The organism is Burkholderia sp. Bp9015, assembly GCF_003853505.1.
Lineage (GTDB): Bacteria > Pseudomonadota > Gammaproteobacteria > Burkholderiales > Burkholderiaceae > Burkholderia.
On record NZ_QTPZ01000027.1, the window covers coordinates 31,929 to 54,073 of the forward strand.

General features: G+C 66.9%; 26 protein-coding genes. 20 read left to right on the plus strand and 6 right to left on the minus strand.

The features are described from left to right. Nucleotides 1-16 precede the first annotated feature (16 nt). Together DIE12_RS25610 and ptsP are read left to right on the plus strand one after the other, a co-directional pair. Complete coding sequence (locus tag DIE12_RS25610; RefSeq protein WP_006752075.1) at nt 17-286, plus strand: HPr family phosphocarrier protein; 270 nt, start codon at nt 17-19, stop codon at nt 284-286. A 207-nt stretch (nt 287-493) separates the two neighbouring features. Beyond that, on the plus strand, nt 494-2,266 hold the full coding sequence (gene ptsP, locus DIE12_RS25615) for a phosphoenolpyruvate--protein phosphotransferase (RefSeq protein ID WP_044848237.1): 1,773 nt from the start codon (nt 494-496) through the stop codon (nt 2,264-2,266). 100 nt (nt 2,267-2,366) lie between these two features. Here ptsP and DIE12_RS25620 read toward each other — a convergent pair whose 3' ends face one another. The 3 genes from DIE12_RS25620 to gpmA all read right to left on the minus strand — a co-directional run bounded on the left by DIE12_RS25620 (nt 2,367) and on the right by gpmA (nt 5,786). Next, nucleotides 2,367-3,119, minus strand: a complete 753-nt coding sequence (locus tag DIE12_RS25620; protein WP_124520706.1) for a HesA/MoeB/ThiF family protein — start codon at nt 3,117-3,119, stop codon at nt 2,367-2,369. A 132-nt stretch (nt 3,120-3,251) separates the two neighbouring features. After that, nucleotides 3,252-4,793 carry a S41 family peptidase gene (locus tag DIE12_RS25625; protein WP_124486538.1) on the minus strand — a complete coding sequence of 514 codons (1,542 nt, stop codon included), beginning with the start codon at nt 4,791-4,793 and terminating at the stop codon, nt 3,252-3,254. Nucleotides 4,794-5,039: 246 nt separating this feature from the next. Then, the gene (gene gpmA / locus DIE12_RS25630; RefSeq protein WP_044848226.1) at nt 5,040-5,786 is read right to left on the minus strand and encodes a 2,3-diphosphoglycerate-dependent phosphoglycerate mutase; all 747 of its coding nucleotides are present in this window, start codon (nt 5,784-5,786) and stop codon (nt 5,040-5,042) included. 136 nt (nt 5,787-5,922) lie between these two features. Here gpmA and DIE12_RS25635 point away from each other — a divergent pair, with 136 nt between their 5' ends. The 5 genes from DIE12_RS25635 to DIE12_RS25655 all read left to right on the plus strand — a co-directional run bounded on the left by DIE12_RS25635 (nt 5,923) and on the right by DIE12_RS25655 (nt 8,848). Beyond that, nucleotides 5,923-6,345, plus strand: a complete 423-nt coding sequence (locus DIE12_RS25635) for a rhodanese-like domain-containing protein (RefSeq protein ID WP_050014781.1) — start codon at nt 5,923-5,925, stop codon at nt 6,343-6,345. Then, nucleotides 6,342-6,602 (plus strand): glutaredoxin 3, encoded by a 261-nt coding sequence (gene grxC / locus DIE12_RS25640; protein ID WP_044848224.1) that lies wholly within the window; start codon nt 6,342-6,344, stop codon nt 6,600-6,602. The genes DIE12_RS25635 and grxC overlap by 4 nt, the downstream gene beginning before the upstream one ends. 107 nt (nt 6,603-6,709) lie before the next feature. Continuing rightward, on the plus strand, nt 6,710-7,192 hold the full coding sequence (secB, locus tag DIE12_RS25645; protein ID WP_014895954.1) for a protein-export chaperone SecB: 483 nt from the start codon (nt 6,710-6,712) through the stop codon (nt 7,190-7,192). Between the two features lie 26 nt (nt 7,193-7,218). Next, nucleotides 7,219-8,217 (plus strand): NAD(P)H-dependent glycerol-3-phosphate dehydrogenase, encoded by a 999-nt coding sequence (locus DIE12_RS25650; protein ID WP_044848223.1) that lies wholly within the window; start codon nt 7,219-7,221, stop codon nt 8,215-8,217. A 106-nt stretch (nt 8,218-8,323) separates the two neighbouring features. Next, on the plus strand, nt 8,324-8,848 hold the full coding sequence (locus DIE12_RS25655; RefSeq protein ID WP_124486536.1) for an O-acetyl-ADP-ribose deacetylase: 525 nt from the start codon (nt 8,324-8,326) through the stop codon (nt 8,846-8,848). A gap of 24 nt (nt 8,849-8,872) precedes the next feature. Here the strand turns inward: DIE12_RS25655 and trmL are convergent, their stop codons facing one another. Both trmL and DIE12_RS25665 read right to left on the minus strand, forming a co-directional pair. Continuing rightward, on the minus strand, nt 8,873-9,343 hold the full coding sequence (gene trmL / locus DIE12_RS25660; RefSeq protein WP_044848221.1) for a tRNA (uridine(34)/cytosine(34)/5-carboxymethylaminomethyluridine(34)-2'-O)-methyltransferase TrmL: 471 nt from the start codon (nt 9,341-9,343) through the stop codon (nt 8,873-8,875). Between the two features lie 106 nt (nt 9,344-9,449). Further along, on the minus strand, nt 9,450-10,262 hold the full coding sequence (locus tag DIE12_RS25665; RefSeq protein WP_124520708.1) for a ComF family protein: 813 nt from the start codon (nt 10,260-10,262) through the stop codon (nt 9,450-9,452). An 83-nt stretch (nt 10,263-10,345) separates the two neighbouring features. Here DIE12_RS25665 and DIE12_RS25670 point away from each other — a divergent pair, with 83 nt between their 5' ends. From DIE12_RS25670 to DIE12_RS25700, 8 genes are all read left to right on the plus strand, one after another. Continuing rightward, on the plus strand, nt 10,346-11,311 hold the full coding sequence (locus DIE12_RS25670) for a methyltransferase domain-containing protein (protein ID WP_124520710.1): 966 nt from the start codon (nt 10,346-10,348) through the stop codon (nt 11,309-11,311). 195 nt (nt 11,312-11,506) lie between these two features. After that, on the plus strand, nt 11,507-12,028 hold the full coding sequence (locus DIE12_RS25675) for a DUF2244 domain-containing protein (protein ID WP_044848219.1): 522 nt from the start codon (nt 11,507-11,509) through the stop codon (nt 12,026-12,028). A gap of 56 nt (nt 12,029-12,084) precedes the next feature. Beyond that, entirely contained in the window at nt 12,085-13,680 is a 1,596-nt protein-coding gene (coxB, locus tag DIE12_RS25680) for a cytochrome c oxidase subunit II (protein WP_124520712.1), read from the plus strand. Nucleotides 13,681-13,723: 43 nt separating this feature from the next. After that, on the plus strand, nt 13,724-15,331 hold the full coding sequence (gene ctaD / locus DIE12_RS25685) for a cytochrome c oxidase subunit I (protein WP_044848217.1): 1,608 nt from the start codon (nt 13,724-13,726) through the stop codon (nt 15,329-15,331). A gap of 91 nt (nt 15,332-15,422) precedes the next feature. Beyond that, complete coding sequence (locus DIE12_RS38215) at nt 15,423-15,563, plus strand: cytochrome oxidase small assembly protein (protein ID WP_027789063.1); 141 nt, start codon at nt 15,423-15,425, stop codon at nt 15,561-15,563. Nucleotides 15,564-15,600: 37 nt separating this feature from the next. Further along, on the plus strand, nt 15,601-16,209 hold the full coding sequence (locus DIE12_RS25690; protein WP_044848216.1) for a cytochrome c oxidase assembly protein: 609 nt from the start codon (nt 15,601-15,603) through the stop codon (nt 16,207-16,209). Between the two features lie 16 nt (nt 16,210-16,225). Next, nucleotides 16,226-16,426 (plus strand): DUF2970 domain-containing protein, encoded by a 201-nt coding sequence (locus DIE12_RS25695; protein ID WP_006760730.1) that lies wholly within the window; start codon nt 16,226-16,228, stop codon nt 16,424-16,426. 138 nt (nt 16,427-16,564) lie between these two features. Then, complete coding sequence (locus DIE12_RS25700) at nt 16,565-17,422, plus strand: cytochrome c oxidase subunit 3 (RefSeq protein ID WP_044848214.1); 858 nt, start codon at nt 16,565-16,567, stop codon at nt 17,420-17,422. A gap of 186 nt (nt 17,423-17,608) precedes the next feature. Here the strand turns inward: DIE12_RS25700 and DIE12_RS25705 are convergent, their stop codons facing one another. Continuing rightward, entirely contained in the window at nt 17,609-17,818 is a 210-nt protein-coding gene (locus DIE12_RS25705; RefSeq protein ID WP_044848213.1) for a twin transmembrane helix small protein, read from the minus strand. Between the two features lie 84 nt (nt 17,819-17,902). Here DIE12_RS25705 and DIE12_RS25710 point away from each other — a divergent pair, with 84 nt between their 5' ends. From DIE12_RS25710 to DIE12_RS25730, 5 genes are all read left to right on the plus strand, one after another. Further along, the gene (locus DIE12_RS25710; protein ID WP_260426278.1) at nt 17,903-18,613 is read left to right on the plus strand and encodes an SURF1 family protein; all 711 of its coding nucleotides are present in this window, start codon (nt 17,903-17,905) and stop codon (nt 18,611-18,613) included. A gap of 62 nt (nt 18,614-18,675) precedes the next feature. After that, nucleotides 18,676-19,302: a cytochrome C oxidase subunit I gene (locus DIE12_RS25715; RefSeq protein WP_124486530.1), complete on the plus strand. Its 627-nt coding sequence runs from the start codon at nt 18,676-18,678 to the stop codon at nt 19,300-19,302. A 25-nt stretch (nt 19,303-19,327) separates the two neighbouring features. Further along, complete coding sequence (locus DIE12_RS25720; protein WP_124486529.1) at nt 19,328-20,440, plus strand: heme A synthase; 1,113 nt, start codon at nt 19,328-19,330, stop codon at nt 20,438-20,440. Between the two features lie 8 nt (nt 20,441-20,448). Further along, the gene (cyoE, locus tag DIE12_RS25725) at nt 20,449-21,351 is read left to right on the plus strand and encodes a heme o synthase (protein ID WP_124520716.1); all 903 of its coding nucleotides are present in this window, start codon (nt 20,449-20,451) and stop codon (nt 21,349-21,351) included. Between the two features lie 18 nt (nt 21,352-21,369). Further along, nucleotides 21,370-21,987 carry an SCO family protein gene (locus DIE12_RS25730; RefSeq protein WP_124486528.1) on the plus strand — a complete coding sequence of 206 codons (618 nt, stop codon included), beginning with the start codon at nt 21,370-21,372 and terminating at the stop codon, nt 21,985-21,987. The last annotated feature ends 158 nt before the right edge of the window (nt 21,988-22,145 follow it).

The following is a 22,145-nucleotide window of genomic DNA, read 5'->3' on the forward strand; positions in this document are numbered from 1 at the left end:
GACCCGACCGAGAACCATGCTTCAACAAGAAACCACCATCGTCAACAAATTGGGGCTCCATGCGCGCGCATCGGCCAAGCTTACGCAACTGGCCGGCAACTTCCAGTCGGAAGTCTGGATGACGCGCAACGGACGCAAGATCAACGCGAAAAGCATCATGGGCGTGATGATGCTCGCGGCGGGCATCGGCAGCAGCGTGACGATCGAGACCGAAGGTCCGGACGAGCGCGAGGCGATGGACGCGTTGCTCAAGCTGATCGCGGACAAGTTCGGCGAAGGTCAGTGATCCGGGGCCTGCCCCGCGATCGTTGCCGTTTCGAAGCAGAATGCCGCGTATGTCGCGGCATTTTTTTCGTCCGTAGCATTGATGCGGAAATCGCAATGCTGCGCTGCATGCAGCCAGCACGGAGGTGCGGAATTTATAATCGCTAACCGGGGTCATAAGCGCATCGCAGCAGTGTGCCGCGGCTTTACATGTACAGAGGAGGTGCGCGTGTCCTTCACGCTGCATGGCATTCCCGTCTCACGTGGTATCGCGATCGGGCGAGCGTATCTGATCGCGCCGGCGGCGCTCGACGTCGCCCATTACCTGGTCGAGGCGAACCAGATCGACGCCGAGGTCGAGCGTTTCAGCACGGCGCGCGAGGTCGTGCATCGCGAACTCGAGGCGCTGCGCGCCGACCTGACCGACGACACCCCGACCGAAGTGGGCGCGTTCATCGACGTCCACGCGATGATCCTGAGCGACGCGATGCTCGTGCAGGAAACCATCGACCTGGTCCGCACGCGACGCTACAACGTCGAATGGGCGCTGACCGAGCAGCTCGAGCTGCTCACGCGCCACTTCGACGATATCGAGGATGAATACCTGCGCGAGCGCAAGGCCGACATCGAGCAGGTGGTCGAGCGCGTGCTGAAGGCGCTCGCCGGTGCGCCGTCGGCGTCGCAGGCGCTCGATCGCGCGGCCAAGAACGGTACGAACGAGATGATCGTCGTCGCGCACGACATCGCGCCGGCCGACATGATGCAGTTCAAGACGCAGTCGTTCCAGGCGTTCGTCACCGACCTCGGCGGCCGCACGTCGCACACGGCGATCGTCGCGCGCAGCCTCGGCATTCCGGCCGCGGTCGGCGTCCAGCATGCGAGTTCGCTGATCCGCCAGGACGACCTGATCATCGTCGACGGCGACCAGGGGATCGTGATCGTCGATCCCGCGCCGATCGTCCTCGAGGAATATTCGTACCGCCAGTCCGAGAAGCTGCTCGAACAGCGCAAGCTGCAGCGCCTGAAGTTCTCGCCGACGCAAACCCTGTGCGGCACGAAGATCGACCTCTACGCGAACATCGAGCTGCCCGACGACGCGAAGGCGGCGGTCGAGGCCGGCGCGGTCGGCGTCGGGCTGTTCCGCTCCGAGTTCCTGTTCATGCATCAGAAGGAGATGCCCGAGGAGGAGGAGCAGTTCGCCGCGTACAAGCGCGCGGTCGAGTGGATGAAGGGCATGCCGGTGACGATCCGCACGATCGACGTCGGCGCGGACAAGCCGCTCGAGGCGCTCGACGAAGGCTACGAGACGGCGCCGAACCCGGCGCTCGGCCTGCGTGCGATCCGCTGGAGCCTGTCCGAGCCGCAGATGTTCCTCACGCAGCTGCGCGCGATCCTGCGCGCGTCCGCGTTCGGGCAGGTGAAGATACTGATCCCGATGCTCGCGCACGCGCAGGAGATCGACCAGACGCTCGACCTGATCCGCGAGGCGAAGCGCCAGCTCGACGACGCGGGGCTCGCATACGATCCGAACGTGCGCGTCGGCGCGATGATCGAGATCCCGGCCGCGGCGATCGCGCTGCCGCTGTTCCTGAAGCGCTTCGATTTCCTGTCGATCGGCACGAACGACCTGATCCAGTACACGCTCGCGATCGACCGCGCGGACAACGCGGTCGCCCACCTGTACGACCCGCTGCATCCGGCGGTGCTGCACCTGATCGCCTATACGCTGCGCGAAGCGAAGCGTGCAGGCGTGTCGGTGTCGGTGTGCGGGGAGATGGCGGGCGATCCGGCGCTCACGCGCCTGCTGCTCGGGATGGGGCTCACCGAGTTCTCGATGCACCCGAGCCAGTTGCTGGTCGTGAAGCAGGAGATCCTGCGCGCGCACCTGAAGGCGCTCGAGAAGCCGACGGCCGACGTGCTGGCCGCGTTCGAGCCGGAGGAAGTGCAGGCGGCGCTCAAGCGCCTGTCGGTCGCGGAACCGCGCGCGGACGCGGCCGCCTAGGCGGCGCGGACTGCGCGGCGAAACCGTCGCGCGCGTCGCGAAGGTAGCGAAACGTCGCGCATGCGCCGCCCGGCGCATGCGTTTATGCATCCCGCGCGCGTCAGTGCCGGCCCTGGCACACGGGGCAGTCGGCCTGGCGCGCGATCTTCATCGTCGCCCATTCCATCCGCAGCGAATCGAGCATCATCAGCCGCCCGTTGAGCGTCGTGCCGATCGCGCCGATCACGCGCAGCGCTTCGGCGGCCTGCATCGCGCCGATGATCCCGACCGTCGGCGCGAACACGCCCATCGTCGCGCACGCGACTTCCTCGAACGGCTGGTCCTCCGGAAACACGCACGCGTAACAGGGCGCGGCCGGGTCGCGGAAGTCGAAGGTGCTGATCTGGCCGTCGAAGCGCAGCGCGGCGCCCGACACGAGCGGCACGCCGTGCGCGACGCACGCGCGGTTGATCGCATGCCGCGTCGCGAAGTTGTCGGTGCAGTCGAGCACGACGGTCGCCTGCGGCACGTGCGCGTCGAGCCATGCATCGTCGACGCGCGCCGCGACCGCATGCACGGTCACTTCCGGGTTCAGCTGCCCGAGCGTGTCGCGCCCCGATTCGACCTTGCTGCGGCCGACCGAGGCCGTCACGTGCAGGATCTGTCGCTGCAGGTTCGTGAGGTCGACCGTGTCGGCGTCGACGAGCGTGATCGTGCCGACCCCGGACGCCGCGAGATACATCGCGGCCGGCGAGCCGAGACCGCCGGCACCGACGACGATCGCATGCGCGTCGAGGAAGCGCTGCTGCGCCTCGATGCCGATTTCGTCGACGAGGATGTGGCGGGAGTAGCGGAGGAGTTGATCGTCGTTCATGGGAGAGGTCGGGTGAGGCATGCCGCCGGCGGCGGCGCGGACGCCTCTGCGTCCATCTGCGTATTCTAGGCGCACATGAAAAACGGGCCATCGCGGTCTTCCCGCGATGGCCCGTCGGATGCCGGCCGGCGCTTACTGCGGCGCCGACGCGGGCTTCGGTGCGGCGGCCTTCGTGCCCGACGCCTTCGCGGGGGACGCGGCCTTGGTCGCAGGGCTCTTCGTCGTGCTCTCGGCGAGCAGCGACTTCGATTCCTGCACCGCCTTGCCCTCGAGCTTGTTGAGCGCCTGCTGCATCATGAAGTCGTCGGCGCTGCCGAACTCGATCGGCTTGCGATCGCGGTCCTTCTGGCGTTGCTCCGGCGTCTTCTTGTCGTTCTGCTCCTCGAGGACGCGCAGCTGATCCATCCGGCGCTGCTCGCGCTCTTCCTGTTCCTTCTTCTCATTCGGATCCTGCGTGTTCGCGAGGTGGTTCGTGTAGTCGACCTCGCGCGTCACGAGCACGTCGTCCGGATCGCCGTCCGCATACTGATCGACCGGCACGTCGGGCGTGATGCCCTTGTTCTGGATCGAACGGCCGCTCGGCGTGTAGTAGTAGGCGGTCGTCAGGCGCAGCGCGGTGTCGGCCGTCATCGGACGGACCGTCTGCACCGAGCCCTTGCCGAACGTCGTCTTGCCCATGATCTGCGCGCGCTTCGAATCCTGCAGCGCGCCGGCGACGATCTCCGACGCGGACGCCGAGTAAGCGTTCGTCAGCACGACCATCGGCACGGTCTTGAAGATCGGCGGCAGGCTCTTCAGCGGATCGCCGTCGAAGGACGGCAGGCGGTAGTTGTCGTAGGTGTCGCGGTAGACCTGCTTCGAATCCGGGATCTGGCCGTTGGTCGACACGACGACGGAGTCGGGCGGCAGGAACGCGCCGGCGACGCCGACCGCGCTCTGCAGCAGGCCGCCGCCGTTGTTGCGCAGGTCGACGATCAGGCCCTTCAGGTTCGGCTGCTGGCGCGCGATGTCCTGCAGCTTCGCGGCGAGATCGGGCGTCGTGCGCTCCTGGAAGCTCGTGATCCGGATATATGCGTAGCCCGGGTCGAGCAGCTTCATCTTCACGCTCTGGACCCTGATGATCGCGCGCGTGACCGTGATCGGGAACGTGCGGTCGTCGCTCTTGCGGAAGATCGTCAGCGTGACCTTGGTGCCCGGCTCGCCGCGCATCTGCTTGACGGCCTTGTCGAGCGTCATGCCGCGCACCGGCTTGTCGTTGATGCGCGTGATCAGGTCGCCCGGACGGATGCCGGCGCGGAACGCGGGCGTATCTTCGATCGGCGAGATCACCTTGACGAGGCCGTCTTCCTGCGAGATCTCGATGCCGAGGCCCGCGAAGCGGCCCTTGGTCTGCTCCTGCAGCTCGTCGTAGTCGGTCTTGTCGAGGAACGACGAGTGCGGGTCGAGGCTCGACACCATGCCCTTGATCGCCGCCGTCAGCAGCTTCTTGTCGTCGACCGGCTCGACGTACTCGCGCTTGATCTGGCCGAACACTTCCGCGAACAGGCGGAGCTGGTCGAGGGGAAGCGGTGCCGTGGCGGTCTGCTCGGCCGATGCCGAAACCTGCAGCGTGGCGAATACGCCCGTGGCGAGGCCCGCGGCAATCAGGCCGATGTTCTTCAATTTCATTCGCATAGAGAGTCTGGTGCGGTCGGGAAGCGCGTGGCGGTAGCGGGGATGTAGCGGACAAGTATAACTGTTCGCCCGATTGCTCAGTGGACCGGTGCGAAATGGTCCGGGAGCCCGGTCCCGGCGGGGGCGCCGGATGCGCAGCGGATTCGAAAGCGGGTTCGACAGCACCGGGGCCGCGAAGGTTCGCGCCCGCGCGCCGGAGCGGCCGGGCAGGCCGCGCGCGAGGCGGCCCGCCCGGCACGACGGGTATCAGCCCGCCTTGCCCTGCTTCGCGACGGCGGCCTGCGCCTTCGCGATCGCGTCCTGGTCGCCCAGGTAGTAGTGCGTGATCGGCTTCAGGTTCTCGTCGAGCTCATACACGAGCGGCACGCCGTTCGGGATGTTCAGGCCGACGATGTCGCTGTCCGAGATGCCGTCGAGGTACTTGATCAGCGCGCGCAGCGAGTTGCCGTGCGCGGCGATCAGCACCTGCTTGCCCGCACGGACGGCCGGCGCGATCGACTCGTTCCACAGCGGCAGCACGCGCGCGACCGTGTCCTTCAGGCATTCGGTGAGCGGCAGCTGCTCGCGCGGCACCTTCGCGTAGCGCGGGTCGTCGAACGGCGCGCGCTCGTCGGTCGGCTCGAGCGCCGGCGGCGGCGTGTCGTAGCTGCGGCGCCACACGAGCACCTGCTCGTCGCCGAACTTGGCGGCCGTTTCCGCCTTGTTCAGGCCCGACAGCGCGCCGTAGTGGCGCTCGTTCAGGCGCCACGAGTGGACGACCGGCAGGTACATCAGGTCCATCTTGTCCTGCACGTGCCACAGCGTGCGGATCGCGCGCTTGAGCACCGACGTGTAGGCGATGTCGAACGTGTAGCCGGCCTCCTTGAGCAATTCGCCGGCCTGGTAGGCCTCGTTGCGACCCTGTTCGGTCAGGTCGACGTCGACCCAGCCGGTGAAGCGGTTTTCCTTGTTCCACGTCGATTCGCCGTGGCGGATGAGAACGAGTTTGTACATGGATCTTGCGGTCGGTAGTGATAGGGAAGCGGGGCGCGTCGCGCGGTACCCGGCCCGGGTCCGCCATCGCGCAAGGCGGTTATTTTATAATGGCGCGATTGTCCTCATCCGATTTCTCTTTTTCCGGCGGCATTCCGTGACGTTCTTTACCAATTACACGAACCTGGCCCTTATCGCGATCCTTCTGGTTTCCGGCGGCCTGCTCGCATGGCCGGCCCTGCGCCGCGGCCGCGGCGGCCTGTCGGCCGCGGAGGCGACGCAGCTCATCAATCGCCGCAACGCGGTCGTGATCGACCTGCGTACCGCGTCCGACTTCGCCGCCGGCCACCTGCCGTCGGCGCGCCAGGTCGCCGCCGGCGAGATCGGCGCGAAAATTGCGCAGGTCGCGAAAAACAAGAGCACCCCCGTGCTGCTCGTCTGCCAGAACGGCCAGCAGTCGCAGAAGGCGGCGCGCGAGGTCGAGGCGGCAGGCTATGCCGAGGTACACGTGCTCGAGGGCGGCGTCGCCGCCTGGCAGCAGGCCGGGATGCCGGTCGTCAAACAAGGAGTGGCGAAGTGAGCAAGGTTTTGATGTACAGCACGCAGGTGTGTCCGTATTGCATTCAGGCCGAGCGCCTGCTGAAGCTGCGCGGCGTGGAGCAGATCGAAAAGGTGCTGATCGACCGCGATCCGGCCCGCCGTGAGGAAATGATGACGCGCACCGGCCGTCGCACGGTCCCGCAAATCTACATAGGCGACACGCACGTCGGCGGCTACGACGATCTGTCGAAGCTCGACCGCGAAGGCGGGCTCGTGCCGCTTCTGCAAGCGGCCTGATTAGGGCAGAATGGCCGCCGGCCGCGCCGCGGCATGAGCGCGCAGGATTCAACCGAGGCGGCCGGCGTGAAGCCGGGCCGCCGCGTCACCACTTTTAGGGAAACACCATGTCCGACGTCGAAAACCAACCGTTCTTCAACATCCAGCGCGTCTACCTGAAGGATATGTCGCTCGAGCAGCCGAATTCGCCGGCGATCTTCCTCGAGCAGGACATGCCGTCGGTTGAAGTCGAAGTCGACGTCAAGGCCGAACGTCTCGCGGAAAGCGTCTTCGAAGTCGTCGTGTCGGGCACCGTCACCGCGAAGGTGAAGGACAAGGTCGCGTTCCTGATCGAAGCGAAGCAGGCCGGCATTTTCGACATTCGCAACATTCCCGACGAACAGCTCGACCCGCTCGTCGGCATCGCCTGCCCGACGATCCTGTTCCCGTACCTGCGCTCGAACATCGCCGACGCGATCACGCGTGCGGGCTTCCCGCCGATCCACCTGGCGGAAATCAACTTCCAGGCGCTGTACGAGCAGCGTCTCGCTCAGCTTCAGCAGCAGCAGGCCGGTGCGGCAGGCGCGCCGAACGGCACGACGCTGAACTGACGTTTCACTCCGGACCGGTGCTGGGTATGAAAGTAGCCGTTCTCGGCGCCGGTGCCTGGGGCACCGCGCTCGCGGGCCATCTGGCCGCGCGGCACGATACGCTTCTCTGGGCGCGCGACGCCGCGCTGATCGCCGGGCTGCAGGCCCGGCACGAAAATTCCCGCTATCTGGACGGCATCGCGCTGCCCGATGCGCTGCGCTACGACGCCGATCTCGGCGCGGCGCTCGCGCACGGCGCCGCGGACGACGCACTGTGCGTGATCGCAGCACCCGTGGCCGGGCTGCGCACGCTGTTCGGCGCGATGCGCGACGCGGGCTGCGTGCCCGCGCATGTCGTGTGGGTCTGCAAGGGCTTCGAGGCCGACACGCATCTGCTGCCGCACCAGGTGATCGCGGCCGAGCTGCCGGGGCAGCACAGCAACGGCGTGCTGTCGGGGCCGAGCTTCGCCCGCGAGGTCGGGCTCGCGCTGCCCGTCGCGCTGACGGTCGCGAGCACGTCCGCCGAATGCCGCGAGCGCACGCTGGCCGCGTTCCATCACGGCGCGATGCGGATCTATACGGGTGACGACGTGGTCGGCGTCGAGGTCGGCGGCGCGGTGAAGAACGTGCTGGCGATCGCGACCGGCATCGCCGACGGCCTCGGCCTCGGGCTGAACGCGCGCGCCGCGCTGGTCACGCGCGGTCTCGCCGAAATGTCGCGGCTCGGCGTCGCGCTCGGCGGCCGCGCGGAGACCTTCACGGGCCTCACGGGCCTCGGCGACCTGATCCTCACCGCGACGGGCGACCTGTCGCGCAATCGCACGGTCGGCCTGCAGCTGGCGGCCGGCCGCTCGCTGAACGACATCCTCGGCGCGCTCGGCCATGTGGCCGAAGGCGTGCGCTGCGCACAGGCCGTGCTCGCGCTCGCGCGCGCGCAGGCGATCGAAATGCCGATCACCGAAGCCGTGTGCGGTGTGCTGTTCGACGGCGTCGCACCGCGCGATGCGGTCAGCGGCCTGCTGCGGCGCGACGCGCGCGCCGAATAACGCCGACGAATCACACCGATTTTTTGCGGCCGGGCCCGCTCGCGCAAAGCGGGCGGCGCCAAAGCGCACTACGCTTGAACCGTCTCCGGCGTTTCGGGAGGGTGTCATGCTGCAGATCGGTTCCACCACGCTCGACGCGCAACGCGTCGACATCACGACGCTCGACGTCGACGTGATCGTCAATGCTGCGAACGGTTCGCTGCTCGGCGGCGGCGGGGTCGACGGCGCGATCCATCGCGCGGCCGGCCCGGGCCTGCTCGCCGAGTGCCGCACGCTCGGCGGCTGCGAGACCGGCGACGCGAAGCTCACGCGTGGCCACGGGCTGCCGGCCCGGTACGTGATTCATGCGGTCGGCCCGGTGTGGCACGGCGGCGGGCGCGGCGAGCCCGAGTTGCTCGCGGCATGCTACCGGCGTGCGATCGAGCTGGCCGAGGAGGTTGCGGCAACCTCGATCGCATTCCCGGCGATCAGCTGCGGCGTGTACCGCTATCCGGCCGAGGAGGCCGTCGACATCGCGGTCGGCACGGTCGCCGAAATGCTGCCGCAGGCGCCGAACCTCGCACGCGTGGTGTTCGCGTGCTTTTCATCCGACATCTACGACCTGTATCGCGCGCGGCTCGCGCGTATCTAGCGCGTGAGCGGATCCGGCCGCGCGTCAGGCGCCGCCTTCGAAGCCGGCCTGGCGCCACGCCTCGAACACGACCACCGCCACCGTGTTCGACAGGTTCAGGCTGCGGTTGCCCGGCCGCATCGGCAGGCGTACGCGCTGTTCGTTCGCGAAGCGTTCGAGCACCTCGGCCGGCAGGCCGCGTGTTTCCGAGCCGAACACGAACCAGTCGCCCGGCACGAATGCATGGTCATGGAAGCGGCCCGAGCCACGGGTCGTGAACGCGAACATCCGCGCGGGATCGGGTGCTTCGGTCGCGACGAACGCGTCCCAGTCGCGATGCACGCGCATTTCCGCGTACTCGTGATAGTCGAGGCCCGCGCGGCGCATCTTCGCGTCGTCGAGCGGAAAGCCGAGCGGCTCGATCAAATGCAGGCGCGCGCCGGTATTGGCACACAGGCGGATCACGTTGCCGGTGTTCGGCGGAATTTCGGGGGCGACGAGGACGACGTTGAACATGGTTGGGTCTGGCTGGGCCGGCCGGGACGGAGCGACGTGCACTCGTCCTGGCCGGCCGGTTCGTGACGGCCGGCGCCGCGCGCGGGCGGCCGGCCTCTCTATCTAATTAATCCCTGGCGGTGCGCAGCGCAACCAGATTCGTCACGCGTGCGGCGCCCGCCGCCTTCAATGCCTGCGCGGCCGCCGCGAGCGTCGCGCCGGACGTCATCACGTCGTCGACGAGTGCCACGTGGCGGCCGGTGAGGTCGCCCGCCACCGCGAACGCCGCGCGCACGTTGTCGCGCCGCGCGCGCCGGTCGAGCCGCGACTGCGGCGCGGTTTCGGCCACGCGTGCCAGCAGCGCCGCGTCGGCGCGCACGCCGAGCCGGCGCGCGAGCGGCCGCGCGATCGCCCACGCCTGGTTGTAGCCGCGCGCGACGAGCCGACCGTGCGACACCGGCACCGGTGCGATCACGTCGAAGCCGCCGGTGGCGCGCAGCGCGTCCGTGTCGTCGATCCGCTGTGCGAGCCGGGCCGCGAATTCCGCGCCGAGCGCGAGCCGCGCATGAAACTTCAGGCCGCGCGCGAGCCCGTCGAGCGGGGCGCGGTAATCGGCGAGCGCGAGCGTCGCATCGAACGGCGGCGGCGTCGCGCGGCATGCTTCGCACCGGTACGCGGACGCGGAACCGGCGCCGCCGTGCCCGCCGCGGGCTGCGCGCGGCCGCGGCCGCCCGACGCCCAGCGGCACGGCGCAGACGTCGCAGCGCAGCCGCGCTTCGTTCCAGTACGCGGCGTCGCAGGCGCTGCAAATCACCGGATGTGACAAATTGCCGCACAGCGCGCACCGATTCGGCAAGGCGAGTGCGACGACGCGCACGGCCAGCGCGCGAACCTGCGACAAAACGACGCGCATCGGGCGCGGGGCGGAACTGCGATCCATCGCGAACACTCCTGGCGGCCCCGCCTCGATGAAGGCTGCGAGGCGAGCGAGTATACTTCGGGCTCTTCGCCAGTGTGCCCGACATGTCCCCAGCTTCGACTTCAACCGGCCGTCCGGCCAATGACGCCCGGCGTCTGCGGCGGATCTTCGATCGCCGCGCCGCCACGTTCGACGCGGTCGCGTTCCTGCCGCGCGAGATCGCGCAGCGGATGAACGAGCGCCTCGAATACATCAAGGTGAGCCCCGCGGCCGTGCTCGACGCAGGCTGCGGCCCGGGCGACGACCTGCCGGCGCTGCGCGCGCGCTTTCCCGAAGCCCCGGTGTTCGGCGTCGACCTGTCCGGCGCGATGCTCGCACGGGCGGGCCAGCGCGAGGTCGAGCAGGCGAGCTGGCGCCGCTGGCTGCCCGCGTCGCTCGGCCGGGCGCTGGGCCAGCGCGGCCCGCGCGTCGCGCAGGCCGACTTCTCGGTGCTGCCGTTCGCGGCCGGCGCGTTCGACCTGATCTGGTCGAATCTCGCGCTGCACTGGCATTCGCGTCCCGATACGGTGTTCCCTGAATGGCAGCGCGTGCTGCGCGTGAACGGCCTGCTGATGTTCAGCACGCTCGGCCCCGACACGCTGCGCGAGCTGCGCGCGGCCTGCGCGGACGCCGAAGCGGCGCTCGGCATCGCGCCGCCGGCCGCGCGCGTCGTCGATTTCGTCGACATGCACGACCTCGGCGACATGCTCGTCGAGAGCGGCTTCGAGATTCCGGTGATGGACCAGGAAGTGCTGACCGTCACGTACAAGACCCCCGATTCCCTGCTGGCCGACGTGCGCCGCTGGGGCGCCTATCCGTTCGACCGCGCGGTGCCGCAGCATGCGGCGCGGCGCTTTCGCGCGGCGCTCGGCGACGCGCTGGAAGCGCGCCGGCGCGCGGACGGCACGATTGCCCTGACGTTCGAGGTGATCTACGGCCACGCATGGAAGGCCGTGCCGCGCACGACCCCCGAGGGGCACGGCATCGTGCGCATCGAAGATATCGGCAAGGGGCGTCCGAAGAATCGGTAAAGCGGTAAAGAGGGGTTTTGTTATGTCTGAAATTAGCGGCGCAAAGCGGGGTCGAATAGACGCCAAAAACGGCCGGGAAGCTTGTGGCGCTTGGCTCGCGGGCCGATAGCCGCTTGCTTGTGGATGCCATTGAACCCGCCTATAATGCGTCAGCTTGTCGTCCCGGGGTCCCCGCAATACGGGCCGACGAGTCCGATGCAGGCATGCATCGCATGCCATTCGCGTGAGGCGGCGATGGAAGCAGCAAGGGTGTCGGCGGAGACGAACGATGAACCGGTCCTCGAAGACTGGCTCATGAAACGCAACTGTTCGGTGTCGCCGCGCCAGTTCGTGCTGTTTTACGCGTCGCTCGCGGGCTTCTCGCTGGTGATCGCGGCAGTGCTGATGTGGCGGGGGGCCTGGCTCGTCATGCCCTTCACGGGAATCGAATTGCTGGCGGTCGGCGTCGCGTTTGCGATCCATGCCCGTCATGCGGTCGATTACGAGCGCATCAGGCTGTTTCCGCACCGGCTCGTGATCGAGCGGATGGATGCGGAGCGGCTCACGCAGATCGAATTCAATCCGCGCTGGGTGCGGGTCGAGCCGGGTGCGACGCCACGCGATCCGATTCGACTGGTATCGCGCGGGCAGACCGTCGTAATCGGGCAGCATCTCGCGCAGCACAAGCGTGCGCAGTTCGCCGACGAACTGCGCGTGTCGCTCAGGCGCTGCGGCTGACGAGGCGCGGGCACCGGCCGGAACAGGCCGGCGCCTTGCGACGGGGGAGGGTTTGAATGGAAATTTTGGGTAAGGATGCTATGAAAACAATCAAGCGAGCCCTCACGGGCGTGCTGGCATGCAGCGGATTGCTCTTTGCCGGCGCGGCTCTGGCGGTCGGTGATAGCCCGGGCGGCCCCCGCGTCAACGAGATCAACTTTCAGCCGCCTGTCACGAAGATCGCCGAGGAGCTCTACGATCTCCACACGATGATGCTGATCCTGTGTACGGTGATCTTCGTCGGCGTGTTCGGCGTGATGTTCTATTCGATCTTCGCGCACCGCAAATCCAAAGGCCACAAGGCCGCCAATTTCCATGAAAGCACGACCGTCGAAATCATCTGGACGATCGTGCCGTTCATCATCGTCGTGCTGATGGCGCTGCCGGCCACGAAGGCCGTCGTCGCGATGAAGGACACGACCAACGCCGATCTCACGATCAAGGTCACCGGCTACCAGTGGAAGTGGGGCTACGACTACGTGAAGGGTCCGGGCGAGGGCATCAGCTTCCTGTCGACGCTCAGCACCCCGCGTGACGAAGTGATGGGCAAGAAGCCGATCACCGAGACCTACCTGCAGGAAGTCGACAACCCGCTCGTCGTGCCGGTCAACAAGAAGATCCGCATCATCACGACCGCGAACGACGTCGTTCACTCGTGGTACGTGCCGGCGTTCGGCGTGAAGCAGGATGCGATCCCCGGCTTCGTGCGCGATACGTGGTTCAAGGCCGACAAGGTCGGCACGTTCCGCGGCTTCTGTACCGAACTGTGCGGCAAGGAACACGCGTTCATGCCGGTCGTGGTCGTGGTGCTGTCGGACGACGACTACGCGAAGTGGGTGAGCGCGCAGAAGGCCAAGCTGGCCGGCGCATCGGTCGATCCGAACAAGGTTTACACGATGGCCGAACTCGTCGCGCACGGCGAGGAAGTCTACAAGGCGAACTGCGCGGCCTGCCACCAGGTGAACGGCAAGGGCCTCGGCGCCTTCCCGGCGATGGACGGCAGCCCGATCGTGAACGGCCCGATCGCCGGCCACGTCGAGCGCGTGCTGCACGGCAAGGGTGCGATGCCGTCGTGGGCGTCGCTGTCGGACCTCGACATCGCATCGGTCATCACGTACGAGCGCAACTCGTGGGGCAACCACAAGAACGACCTGCTGCAGCCGAAGCAAGTGACCGACGCGCGCAACGGCAAGATGCCGGAAGACGTGGCGGGCGCCGCGGCGCCGGCCGAAGCGGCCTCGGCACCGGCGCAAGCCGCGTCGGGTGCGGCCGAGCAACCGGCGGCAGCGTCGGCATCGGCGGCTGTGTCGACGATCTACTTCGAAACGGGCAAGAGCGTGCTGCCGGCCGACGCGAAGGCGGCGATCGCCGCAGCGGCCGACTATGCGAAGGCACATCCGGACGCGAAGCTCGCGCTGTCGGGTTTCACCGACAAGACGGGCTCGGCCGACGCGAACGCCGAACTGGCCAAGCATCGTGCACAGGCCGTGCGCGACGCGCTGAAGGCAGCAGGCGTGGCGGAAGACCACATTATTCTCAAAAAGCCGGAAACGATCACGGGCGGGGCTGACGCGAAGGAAGCCCGGCGGGTCGAGATCGGGCCGGCGGCTTGACGTGTCGCTGAGTTAGTCGACGTATTCGCATTAGGAGATTCTCATGTCTAGCATCGGGCACGACGTAGCCGCGGACCACGCGCACGACGACCACGCGCACGAAATGCCGCACGGCTGGCGGCGCTGGCTGTTCGCCACCAACCACAAGGACATCGGTACGCTGTACCTGCTGTTCTCGTTCATCATGTTCCTGTCGGGCGGCGTGATGGCACTCGGCATCCGTGCCGAGCTGTTCGAGCCGGGCCTGCAGATCATGCGTCCGGAGTTCTTCAACGAACTCACGACGATGCACGGCCTGATCATGGTGTTCGGCGCGATCATGCCGGCGTTCGTCGGCTTCGCGAACTGGATGATTCCGCTGCAGATCGGCGCGTCCGACATGGCGTTCGCGCGGATGAACAACTTCAGCTTCTGGCTGCTGCCGGTCGCGGCCGTGCTGCTGGTCGGTTCGTTCTTCGCGCCGGGCGGCGCGACGGCCGCCGGCTGGACGCTGTACGCACCGCTGTCGACGCAGATGGGCCCGGGCATGGACTTCGCGATCTTCGCGGTCCACATCATGGGCGCGTCGTCGATCATGGGCGGGATCAACATCGTCGTGACGATCCTGAACATGCGCGCACCGGGCATGACGCTGATGAAGATGCCGATGTTCGCATGGACCTGGCTGATCACCGCGTACCTGCTGATCGCCGTGATGCCGGTTCTGGCAGGCGCGATCACGATGGTGCTGTTCGACCGCCACTTCGGCACGTCGTTCTTCAACGCGGCAGGCGGCGGCGACCCGGTGATGTACCAGCACATCTTCTGGTTCTTCGGCCACCCCGAGGTGTACATCATGATTCTGCCGGCGTTCGGGATCGTGTCGCAGGTGATCCCGGCGTTCGCACGCAAGACGCTGTTCGGCTATAGCTCGATGGTGTACGCGACGGCGTCGATCGCGATCCTGTCGTTCATGGTCTGGGCGCACCACATGTTCGCGACGGGCATGCCGGTCACCGGTCAGCTGTTCTTCATGTACGCGACGATGCTGATCGCGGTGCCGACGGGCGTGAAGGTGTTCAACTGGCTCGCGACGATGTGGCGCGGCTCGATGACGTTCGAGACCCCGATGCTGTTCGCGATCGGCTTCCTGTTCGTGTTCACGTTCGGCGGCCTGACGGGCCTGATGCTGGCGATGGCGCCGCTCGACATCCAGTACCACGGCACCTACTTCGTGGTGGCGCACTTCCACTACGTGCTGGTGGCAGGCTCCCTGTTCGCGCTGTTCTCGGGCTGGTACTACTGGGCGCCGAAGTGGACGGGCTGGATGTACAACGAGACGCGCGGCAAGATCCACTTCTGGTCGTCGATGATCTTCTTCAACCTGACGTTCTTCCCGATGCACTTCGTCGGTCTCGCGGGCATGCCGCGTCGTTATGCGGACTACCCGGCGCAGTTCACGGACTTCAACCAGGTGGCGACGATCGGCGCATTCGGCTTCGGCCTCGCGCAGGTGTACTTCCTGTTCGCGGTCGCGCTGCCGGCCTACCGTGGCGGCGGCGACCTGGAAAAGGCGTCGGACAAGCCGTGGGATGGCGCGACGGGCCTCGAGTGGACGGTGCCGAGCCCGGCTCCCTTCCACACGTTCGAGCAACCGCCGCACGTCGAATAAGTTTCACCCGGCGTTCCGCCGCTGCCTGCCGCGCAGGCAGGCGCGGCGGGCGCCGAATCGATGTTTCAGCGAAGTTTCAGCGAAGTTTCAGATGAACCGGAATCCACAACAAAGACGAACGCCCGAGCAGATTCGCGCGGGCAACAAGCGGCTCGGCCTCATCCTGCTCGTCATCGCCGCCGTTTTTTTTGTGGGTGTCGTGATCAAGCAGTGGTGGCTGTCCACTCACTGATATGCAGTAACTGACGCAGTAGCGAGGAAGTCGTCGTATGTCGAAGCCGGAAGAGGGCGCCGTCGATCGCGCATTCAATCGTTCGATGCTGGTGAAGCTCTTCGTCGTGGCCGGACTGATGTTCGGCTTCGGCTTCGCGCTGATTCCGATGTATCGCGCGATCTGCCAGATCACCGGCATCAACAACCTGGTGCAGCGCGATGTCAGCGAACGCGAGGTGAAGAACTCGCAGGTCGACATGAGCCGCACGGTGTCGGTCGAGTTCGATGCGAATGCGCGCGGCCCGCTCGGTTTCAAGCCGGAGCGCAACAGCCTCGACGTGCATCCGGGCGAACTGACGACGATCGTATACGACGTGACCAACGGGCAGGGCCGGCCGGTGGTGGCGCAGGCGATTCCGAGCTACGCGCCGAAGCAGGCGACGGAGTTCTTCAAGAAGATCGAGTGTTTTTGCTTCACGCAGCAGACGCTGGCTGCGAACGAGTCGCGCAAGATGCAGGTGGTGTTCGTGATCGATCCGAAGCTGCCGAAGGACGTGAAGACGATCACGCTGTCGTACACGTTCTTCGAGCTGAACACGCCGGCCGCGCCGGCGCCGGCACCGCGCAAGACGGCGGCGCAGGGCGACGCGAAGCCGGACGCATGACGACGGAGACGGGGCAGTGACAGAGACCAAGCGGAGCGGGTCGTTCGGCCAGGCGTTGCGAGCGGTGTTGTGGTCGTTCTTCGGGGTGCGCAAGCGGCGCGACCTGGAGGCCGACGCGACGCAGCTCAATCCGCTGCACGTGCTGATCGTCGCGTTGATCGCGGCCGGTGTGTTCATCGGCGTGCTGATCCTGATCGTGCGTGCGGTCGTGGGCTGAGGCTCGCGGCCACGAAAGAATGCAGTGCGTAGCGCCCGGGCGCTGCGTGCGGGAAAGAGCGGCGGCGGTCGTGCCGTGCAAGAAATAAAGCCGGAGCGGTTTCCGGTACACAAATTGGACTGAAGTGGAGAATCAAGCATGAGCGGTCAAAACCAGACCCCGTACTATTTCGTGCCGCATCCGTCGCAGCATCCGATCAGCGCGGCCTGCGGCCTGCTGGTCATGCTCGCGTCGGTGGCGCTGTGGATCAACGGTCACGACTGGGCTCCGTACACGGCGCTGCTTGGCCTGCTGTGGTTGCTCTTCACGCTGTACCACTGGTTCGGCGATTCGATCGCCGAGTCGGAAGGCGGTCATTACGGCAAGAACGTCGACAAGTCGTACCGCTGGAGCATGAGCTGGTTCATCTTCTCCGAAGTCATGTTCTTCGGCGCATTCTTCGGCGCGCTGTTCTACGCGCGTGAAATCGCGCTGCACCAGCTCGGCAGCCTCGACTACAAGCTGATCTGGCCGGATTTCTCCGCCGTGTGGCCGAACGAAGGCCCGGCCGCGCTCGCCGGTCACTTCAAGACGATGGGCCCGTGGCCGATCCCGACGCTGAACACGGCGCTGCTGCTGTCGTCGGGCGCGACGCTGACGGTGTCGCACCACGCGCTGCGCGACAATCATCGCAACAAGGCGATCGCGTGGCTGGCCGCGACGCTCGTGCTCGGCGTCTGCTTCCTGTTCACGCAGGGCTTCGAGTACTACCACGCGTACAACGAACTGAACCTGACGCTGAACTCGGGCGTGTACGGCTCGACGTTCTTCCTGCTGACGGGCTTCCACGGCTTCCACGTGTTCCTCGGCGGCACGATGCTCGCGGTGGTGCTGGTGCGGATGATCCGCGGCCACTTCAAGCCTGATCACCACTTCGCATTCGAAGGCGCCGCGTGGTACTGGCACTTCGTCGACGTCGTCTGGCTCGGCCTGTACGTCGTCGTCTACTGGCTGTAAATGCAACAACGGCCCGCGCAGCGATGCGCGGGCCGTTTTCATTGGCGGGGACGGGGCAGCGGCCGGCTGCTTGCGCTCAACGCCAATCCGGCGCCGCCGCGACTCAGTCAGGCGGCGCTTTTGCTTGGTAGCTCCGCTGTGCGGCGAAATGTCACAGCGATTACAGAGGCCGGCGCGGTGAAGGCATCAACGCCCGATCGGCAGGCCGGTCGAATGGATCCAGCCCATCCAGTTCGCGAACAGGATGAACAGGAACAGCGAGATCGACAGCCCGACACGGGTGGCAAGCGACCACACCATGCGTTTCGTATGGCCGCGGTCTTGCATCATGAAGTAGAGCGCCGAGCCCATGCTGGCGACGATGAGGACGAAGGCGATGGGAACGAGGATGTGCATGACACGAACCGGACGACGGCAATTCGAAAGGAAGAGGATAATTATCGCACTTCGCTTTCGCGAATGCGCCTCGCGGGTGGCCCGATGAAGATCCGCTGGCTGCCTGCGCTGCTGATTCTCGTCGTCGTCGCGGTCACGATTCGCCTCGGGTTCTGGCAGCGCGACCGCGCGCACCAGAAGGAAGCGCTGCAGGCGAACGTCGTGCGTTACGAGCACGCGGTGCCCGTCGACGTCGGTGCGCAGCCGATTCCGCTCGCGTCGATCGAGTTCCACCGCGTGCGGGCGAAGGGCCGCTTCCTGCCGGAGCAGGCGGTGTTCCTCGACAATCGGCCGTATAACGACCAGCCGGGTTTTTACGTCGTGATGCCGTTTAAACTCACGGGCGGCGGCGTCGTGCTGGTGAACCGCGGCTGGCTGCCGCGCAACATCGCCGATCGCACGGCGATCGAGCCGTTCCCGACGCCCGGCGGCGAGATCGAGATCGAAGGCATCGCGCGCGCCGACGCGTCGCGCGCGTTCGAACTCGGCGAAGGCGGCTCGGCCGCGCACCAGAAGATCCGGCAGAACCTGGACGTCGCCGCGTATGCGAAGGAAACGGGGCTGCCGCTGCAGCCGTTCGTGATCCAGCAGACGAGCGACGACGGCGACAAGCTCGTGCGCGACTGGCCGGCGGCGACGACCGGCGTCGAGCGCAATTACGGTTACATGTTTCAGTGGTGGGCTATGGCGGCGGTCGCGCTCGGCTTTGGCCTGTACGCCGCGCGGCGTGCGGCGAAGAAGTCGGCCGGCGCGTGAGCGCCATGGCAGGACGCGGCGCACGCGCGCCGCGGGTTCGTTTCGAGAGGTCTGATTTGTCCATGCAATCTTCCCGTCAGGGTCCGGCCGCCGCGCCGATCTCGCCCGCCGCCCGCAAGCGCGGCCGCTGGATGCTCGTGCTGCTGGGTCTCGTGTGCGCGGCGCCGATCATCGCGTCGTACTTCACCTATTACGTGATCAAGCCGAAGGGCGGCTCGACCAACTACGGCACGCTGATCGAGCCGCAGCGGCCGATCCCGGCCGACCTGCAGGTCACCGACGAAACCGGCAAGACGGTGCCGCTGTCGTCGCTGCGCGGCGTGTGGCTGTTCGTGATGACCGACCGCAGCGCGTGCGACGATGCATGCGCGCAAAAGCTCTACTTCATGCGCCAGATCCGCGTCACGCAGGCGGGCGAGCGGCACCGGATCACGATGGTGTGGCTGCGCAGCGATGCGGGCGCGATTCCGCAGAAGGTTCTGGAAGCCTATCCGGACACGCGCCGGCTGGTCGCCGATCCGGCCGCGGTGGCTGCATGGCTGCCGGCCGACGCCGGCACGAAGGACAGCGACCACCTCTACATGGTCGATCCGAACGGCAACCTGATGATGCGTTTCCCGAAGGACCCGAATCCCAGCAAGATCAAGTCGGACGTGACCAAGCTGCTGAAGTGGTCGAGCATCGGCTAAGGCGAGACGACGAGGCAACCATTCGATGTCGTATCTACTGCAACTCGGCCTGATCGGCCTCTGCATCGCGCTGCTGCCGCTGTCGTACGTGTGGGTGAAGGCCGACGACGACAAGTTCCGCAAGCTGGTGTGGATCACCACGTTCCTGACCCTCGACCTGGTGATGTTCGGCGGCTTCACGCGGCTGACCGATTCGGGCCTCGGCTGCCCCGACTGGCCCGGCTGCTACGGCACGTCGTCGCCGTTCATCGCGCACGCCGCGATCACGGCCGCGCACCAGGCAATGCCGACCGGCCCCGTCAGCATGACGAAGGCATGGATCGAGATGATCCACCGCTATTTCGCGATGGCGATCGGCGTGCTGATCATCGCGCAGGTCGTGATCGCCTGGTCCGCGCGGCTGCGCCGCCGCCCGCTGCACGTGTCGCCGTGGTGGCCGACGAGCCTCTTGCTGCTGATCGTCGTGCAGGGCGTGTTCGGCGCGTGGACGGTCACGATGAAGCTGCAGCCGGTGATCGTCACGACCCACCTGCTGCTCGGCCTCATGCTACTCGGCACGCTCGGCTGGCTCGCGGCGCGGCAGACGCCGCTGCCGTCGCATGACCCGGAGGCCGGCCGCTACCGCGCGGCCGCGCTCGCGGCGCTGGTGCTGCTGGTCGTGCAGATCGCGCTCGGCGGCTGGGTGAGCACCAACTACGCGGTGCTCGCGTGTACCGACTTCCCGACCTGCAACGGCCAGTGGATTCCGCCGATGAACTTCGGCCAGGGCTTCCATCTGTGGCGCGCGCTCGGCATGACGAAGGACGGCGACGCGATCACGCAGGACGCGCTGGTCGCGATCCACTGGACCCACCGCACGTTCGCGTTCGTCGTCGTCGCATACCTGGTCGCGTTCGCGCTGAGGATGCGCCGCTTCGAGTCGCTGCGCCGGCCCGCGAACGGCGTGCTGCTGGTGGTCCTGCTGCAGTTCCTGACGGGCCTGACCAACATCGTGCTGCAGTGGCCGCTGCCGGTCGCCGTCGCGCACAACGGCGGTGCCGCGATCCTGCTGCTGCTCGTCGTCATGTTAAACTTTCGCATCCTTTCAAGCCGCCCCGGCCGTGTCGTGCAGCCCGCGCGCGACGCCGCCCCGGCGTGACCGTCCCCATGCAAAGCACCCTTTCCCAATCGCCCGGTAGCCGGTTCTCGCAGTACATGGCGCTGACGAAGCCGCGTGTCACGCAGCTCGCGGTGTTCTGCGCGGTGATCGGCATGTTTCTCGCGACGCCGGGCATGGTGCCGTGGCATGTGCTGATCGGCGGCACGGTCGGCATCTGGCTGCTGGCCGGCGCCGCGTTCGCGATCAACTGCCTCGTCGAGCAGAAGATCGACGCGATGATGCGCCGTACCGCGTGGCGTCCGTCCGCGCGCGGCGAGATCACGACTCCGCAGATCCTGCTGTTCTCGGCCGTGCTGGGCAGCGTCGGCGCATGGACGCTCTATACCTTCACGAACCCGCTGACGATGTGGCTGACGATCGCGACGTTCGTCGGCTACGCGGTGATCTACACGCTGCTGCTCAAGCCGATGACGCCGCAGAACATCGTGATCGGCGGCGCATCGGGCGCGATGCCGCCGGCGCTCGGCTGGGCCGCGGTCACCGGCGCGGTGCCCGGCGACGCGTGGATCCTCGTGCTGATCATCTTCGTGTGGACGCCGCCGCATTTCTGGGTGCTGGCGCTCTATCGCCGCAAGGACTACGAAAACGCGGGCCTGCCGATGCTGCCCGTCACGCACGGCGAGAAGTTCACGCGGCTGCACATCCTGCTGTACACGGTGATCCTGTTCGCGGTCACGCTGATGCCGTTCATCTCCGCGATGAGCGGCGCCGTCTACCTGACGAGCGCGGTGCTGCTCGGCGCGGTGTTCCTCGCGTATGCGTGGAAGATCCATCGCGACTATTCGGACGAACTCGCCCGCAAGGCTTTCCGTTACTCGATCGTCTACCTGTCGCTGCTGTTCGCCGCGCTGCTCGTCGATCACTATGCGCGCCCGCTGCTCGGCGTGTAACCGCACGGTTTGAACGCAATGCTCCATTCATGGTTCGGGCGCCGCGCGCGCCAAGGCTGGATGCTCGCGTGCGCATTCGCGGCAGCCACGCTGCTCGCCGGCTGCGACAACGCGCCGAAATTCCAGAATCTCGACATCACCGGCAACACGCAGTTCGGCAGCGATTTCTCGCTGCCGGATACGGCGGGCAAGGTGCGCACGCTCGGCGACTTCAAGGGCCGGGCGGTCGTGGTGTTCTTCGGCTATACGCACTGCCCGGACGTATGTCCGACGACGATGGCCGAACTGTCCGAAGCGCTGAAGCAGCTCGGCCCCGATGCCGCGAAGCGTGTGCAGGTGCTGTTCGTCACCATCGATCCGGAGCGTGACACGCCCGCGCTGCTCGGCCAGTACGTGCCTGCGTTCGATCCGTCGTTCATCGGCCTGCGGCCGGCCGACGAGGCGCAGCTCAAGAAGGTTACAAAGGATTTCCGCGTGTACTACGCGAAGGTGCCCGGCAAGACGCCCGGCAGCTACACGATGGATCACACCGCCGCGAGCTACGTGTTCGATCGCGACGGCAAGCTGCGCCTGTTCGTGCGCGACGGCCAGGGCCCCGGCCCGTGGGTCCACGACCTGAAGCTGCTGGTCGACTGAACGGCGTACGCCGCAGGTTCGCCCGGGCGCTCGCCTGGCGCTACGCGTGACGGCCGCGACGCGCCGTCACGCATTCCTCCTTCTCCCCCTCGATCTGCATGCGCCGCCTCGCGGGGCGGCTGCGTATGAACATTCGGGCGCTGATGCGCTTGCGCGCG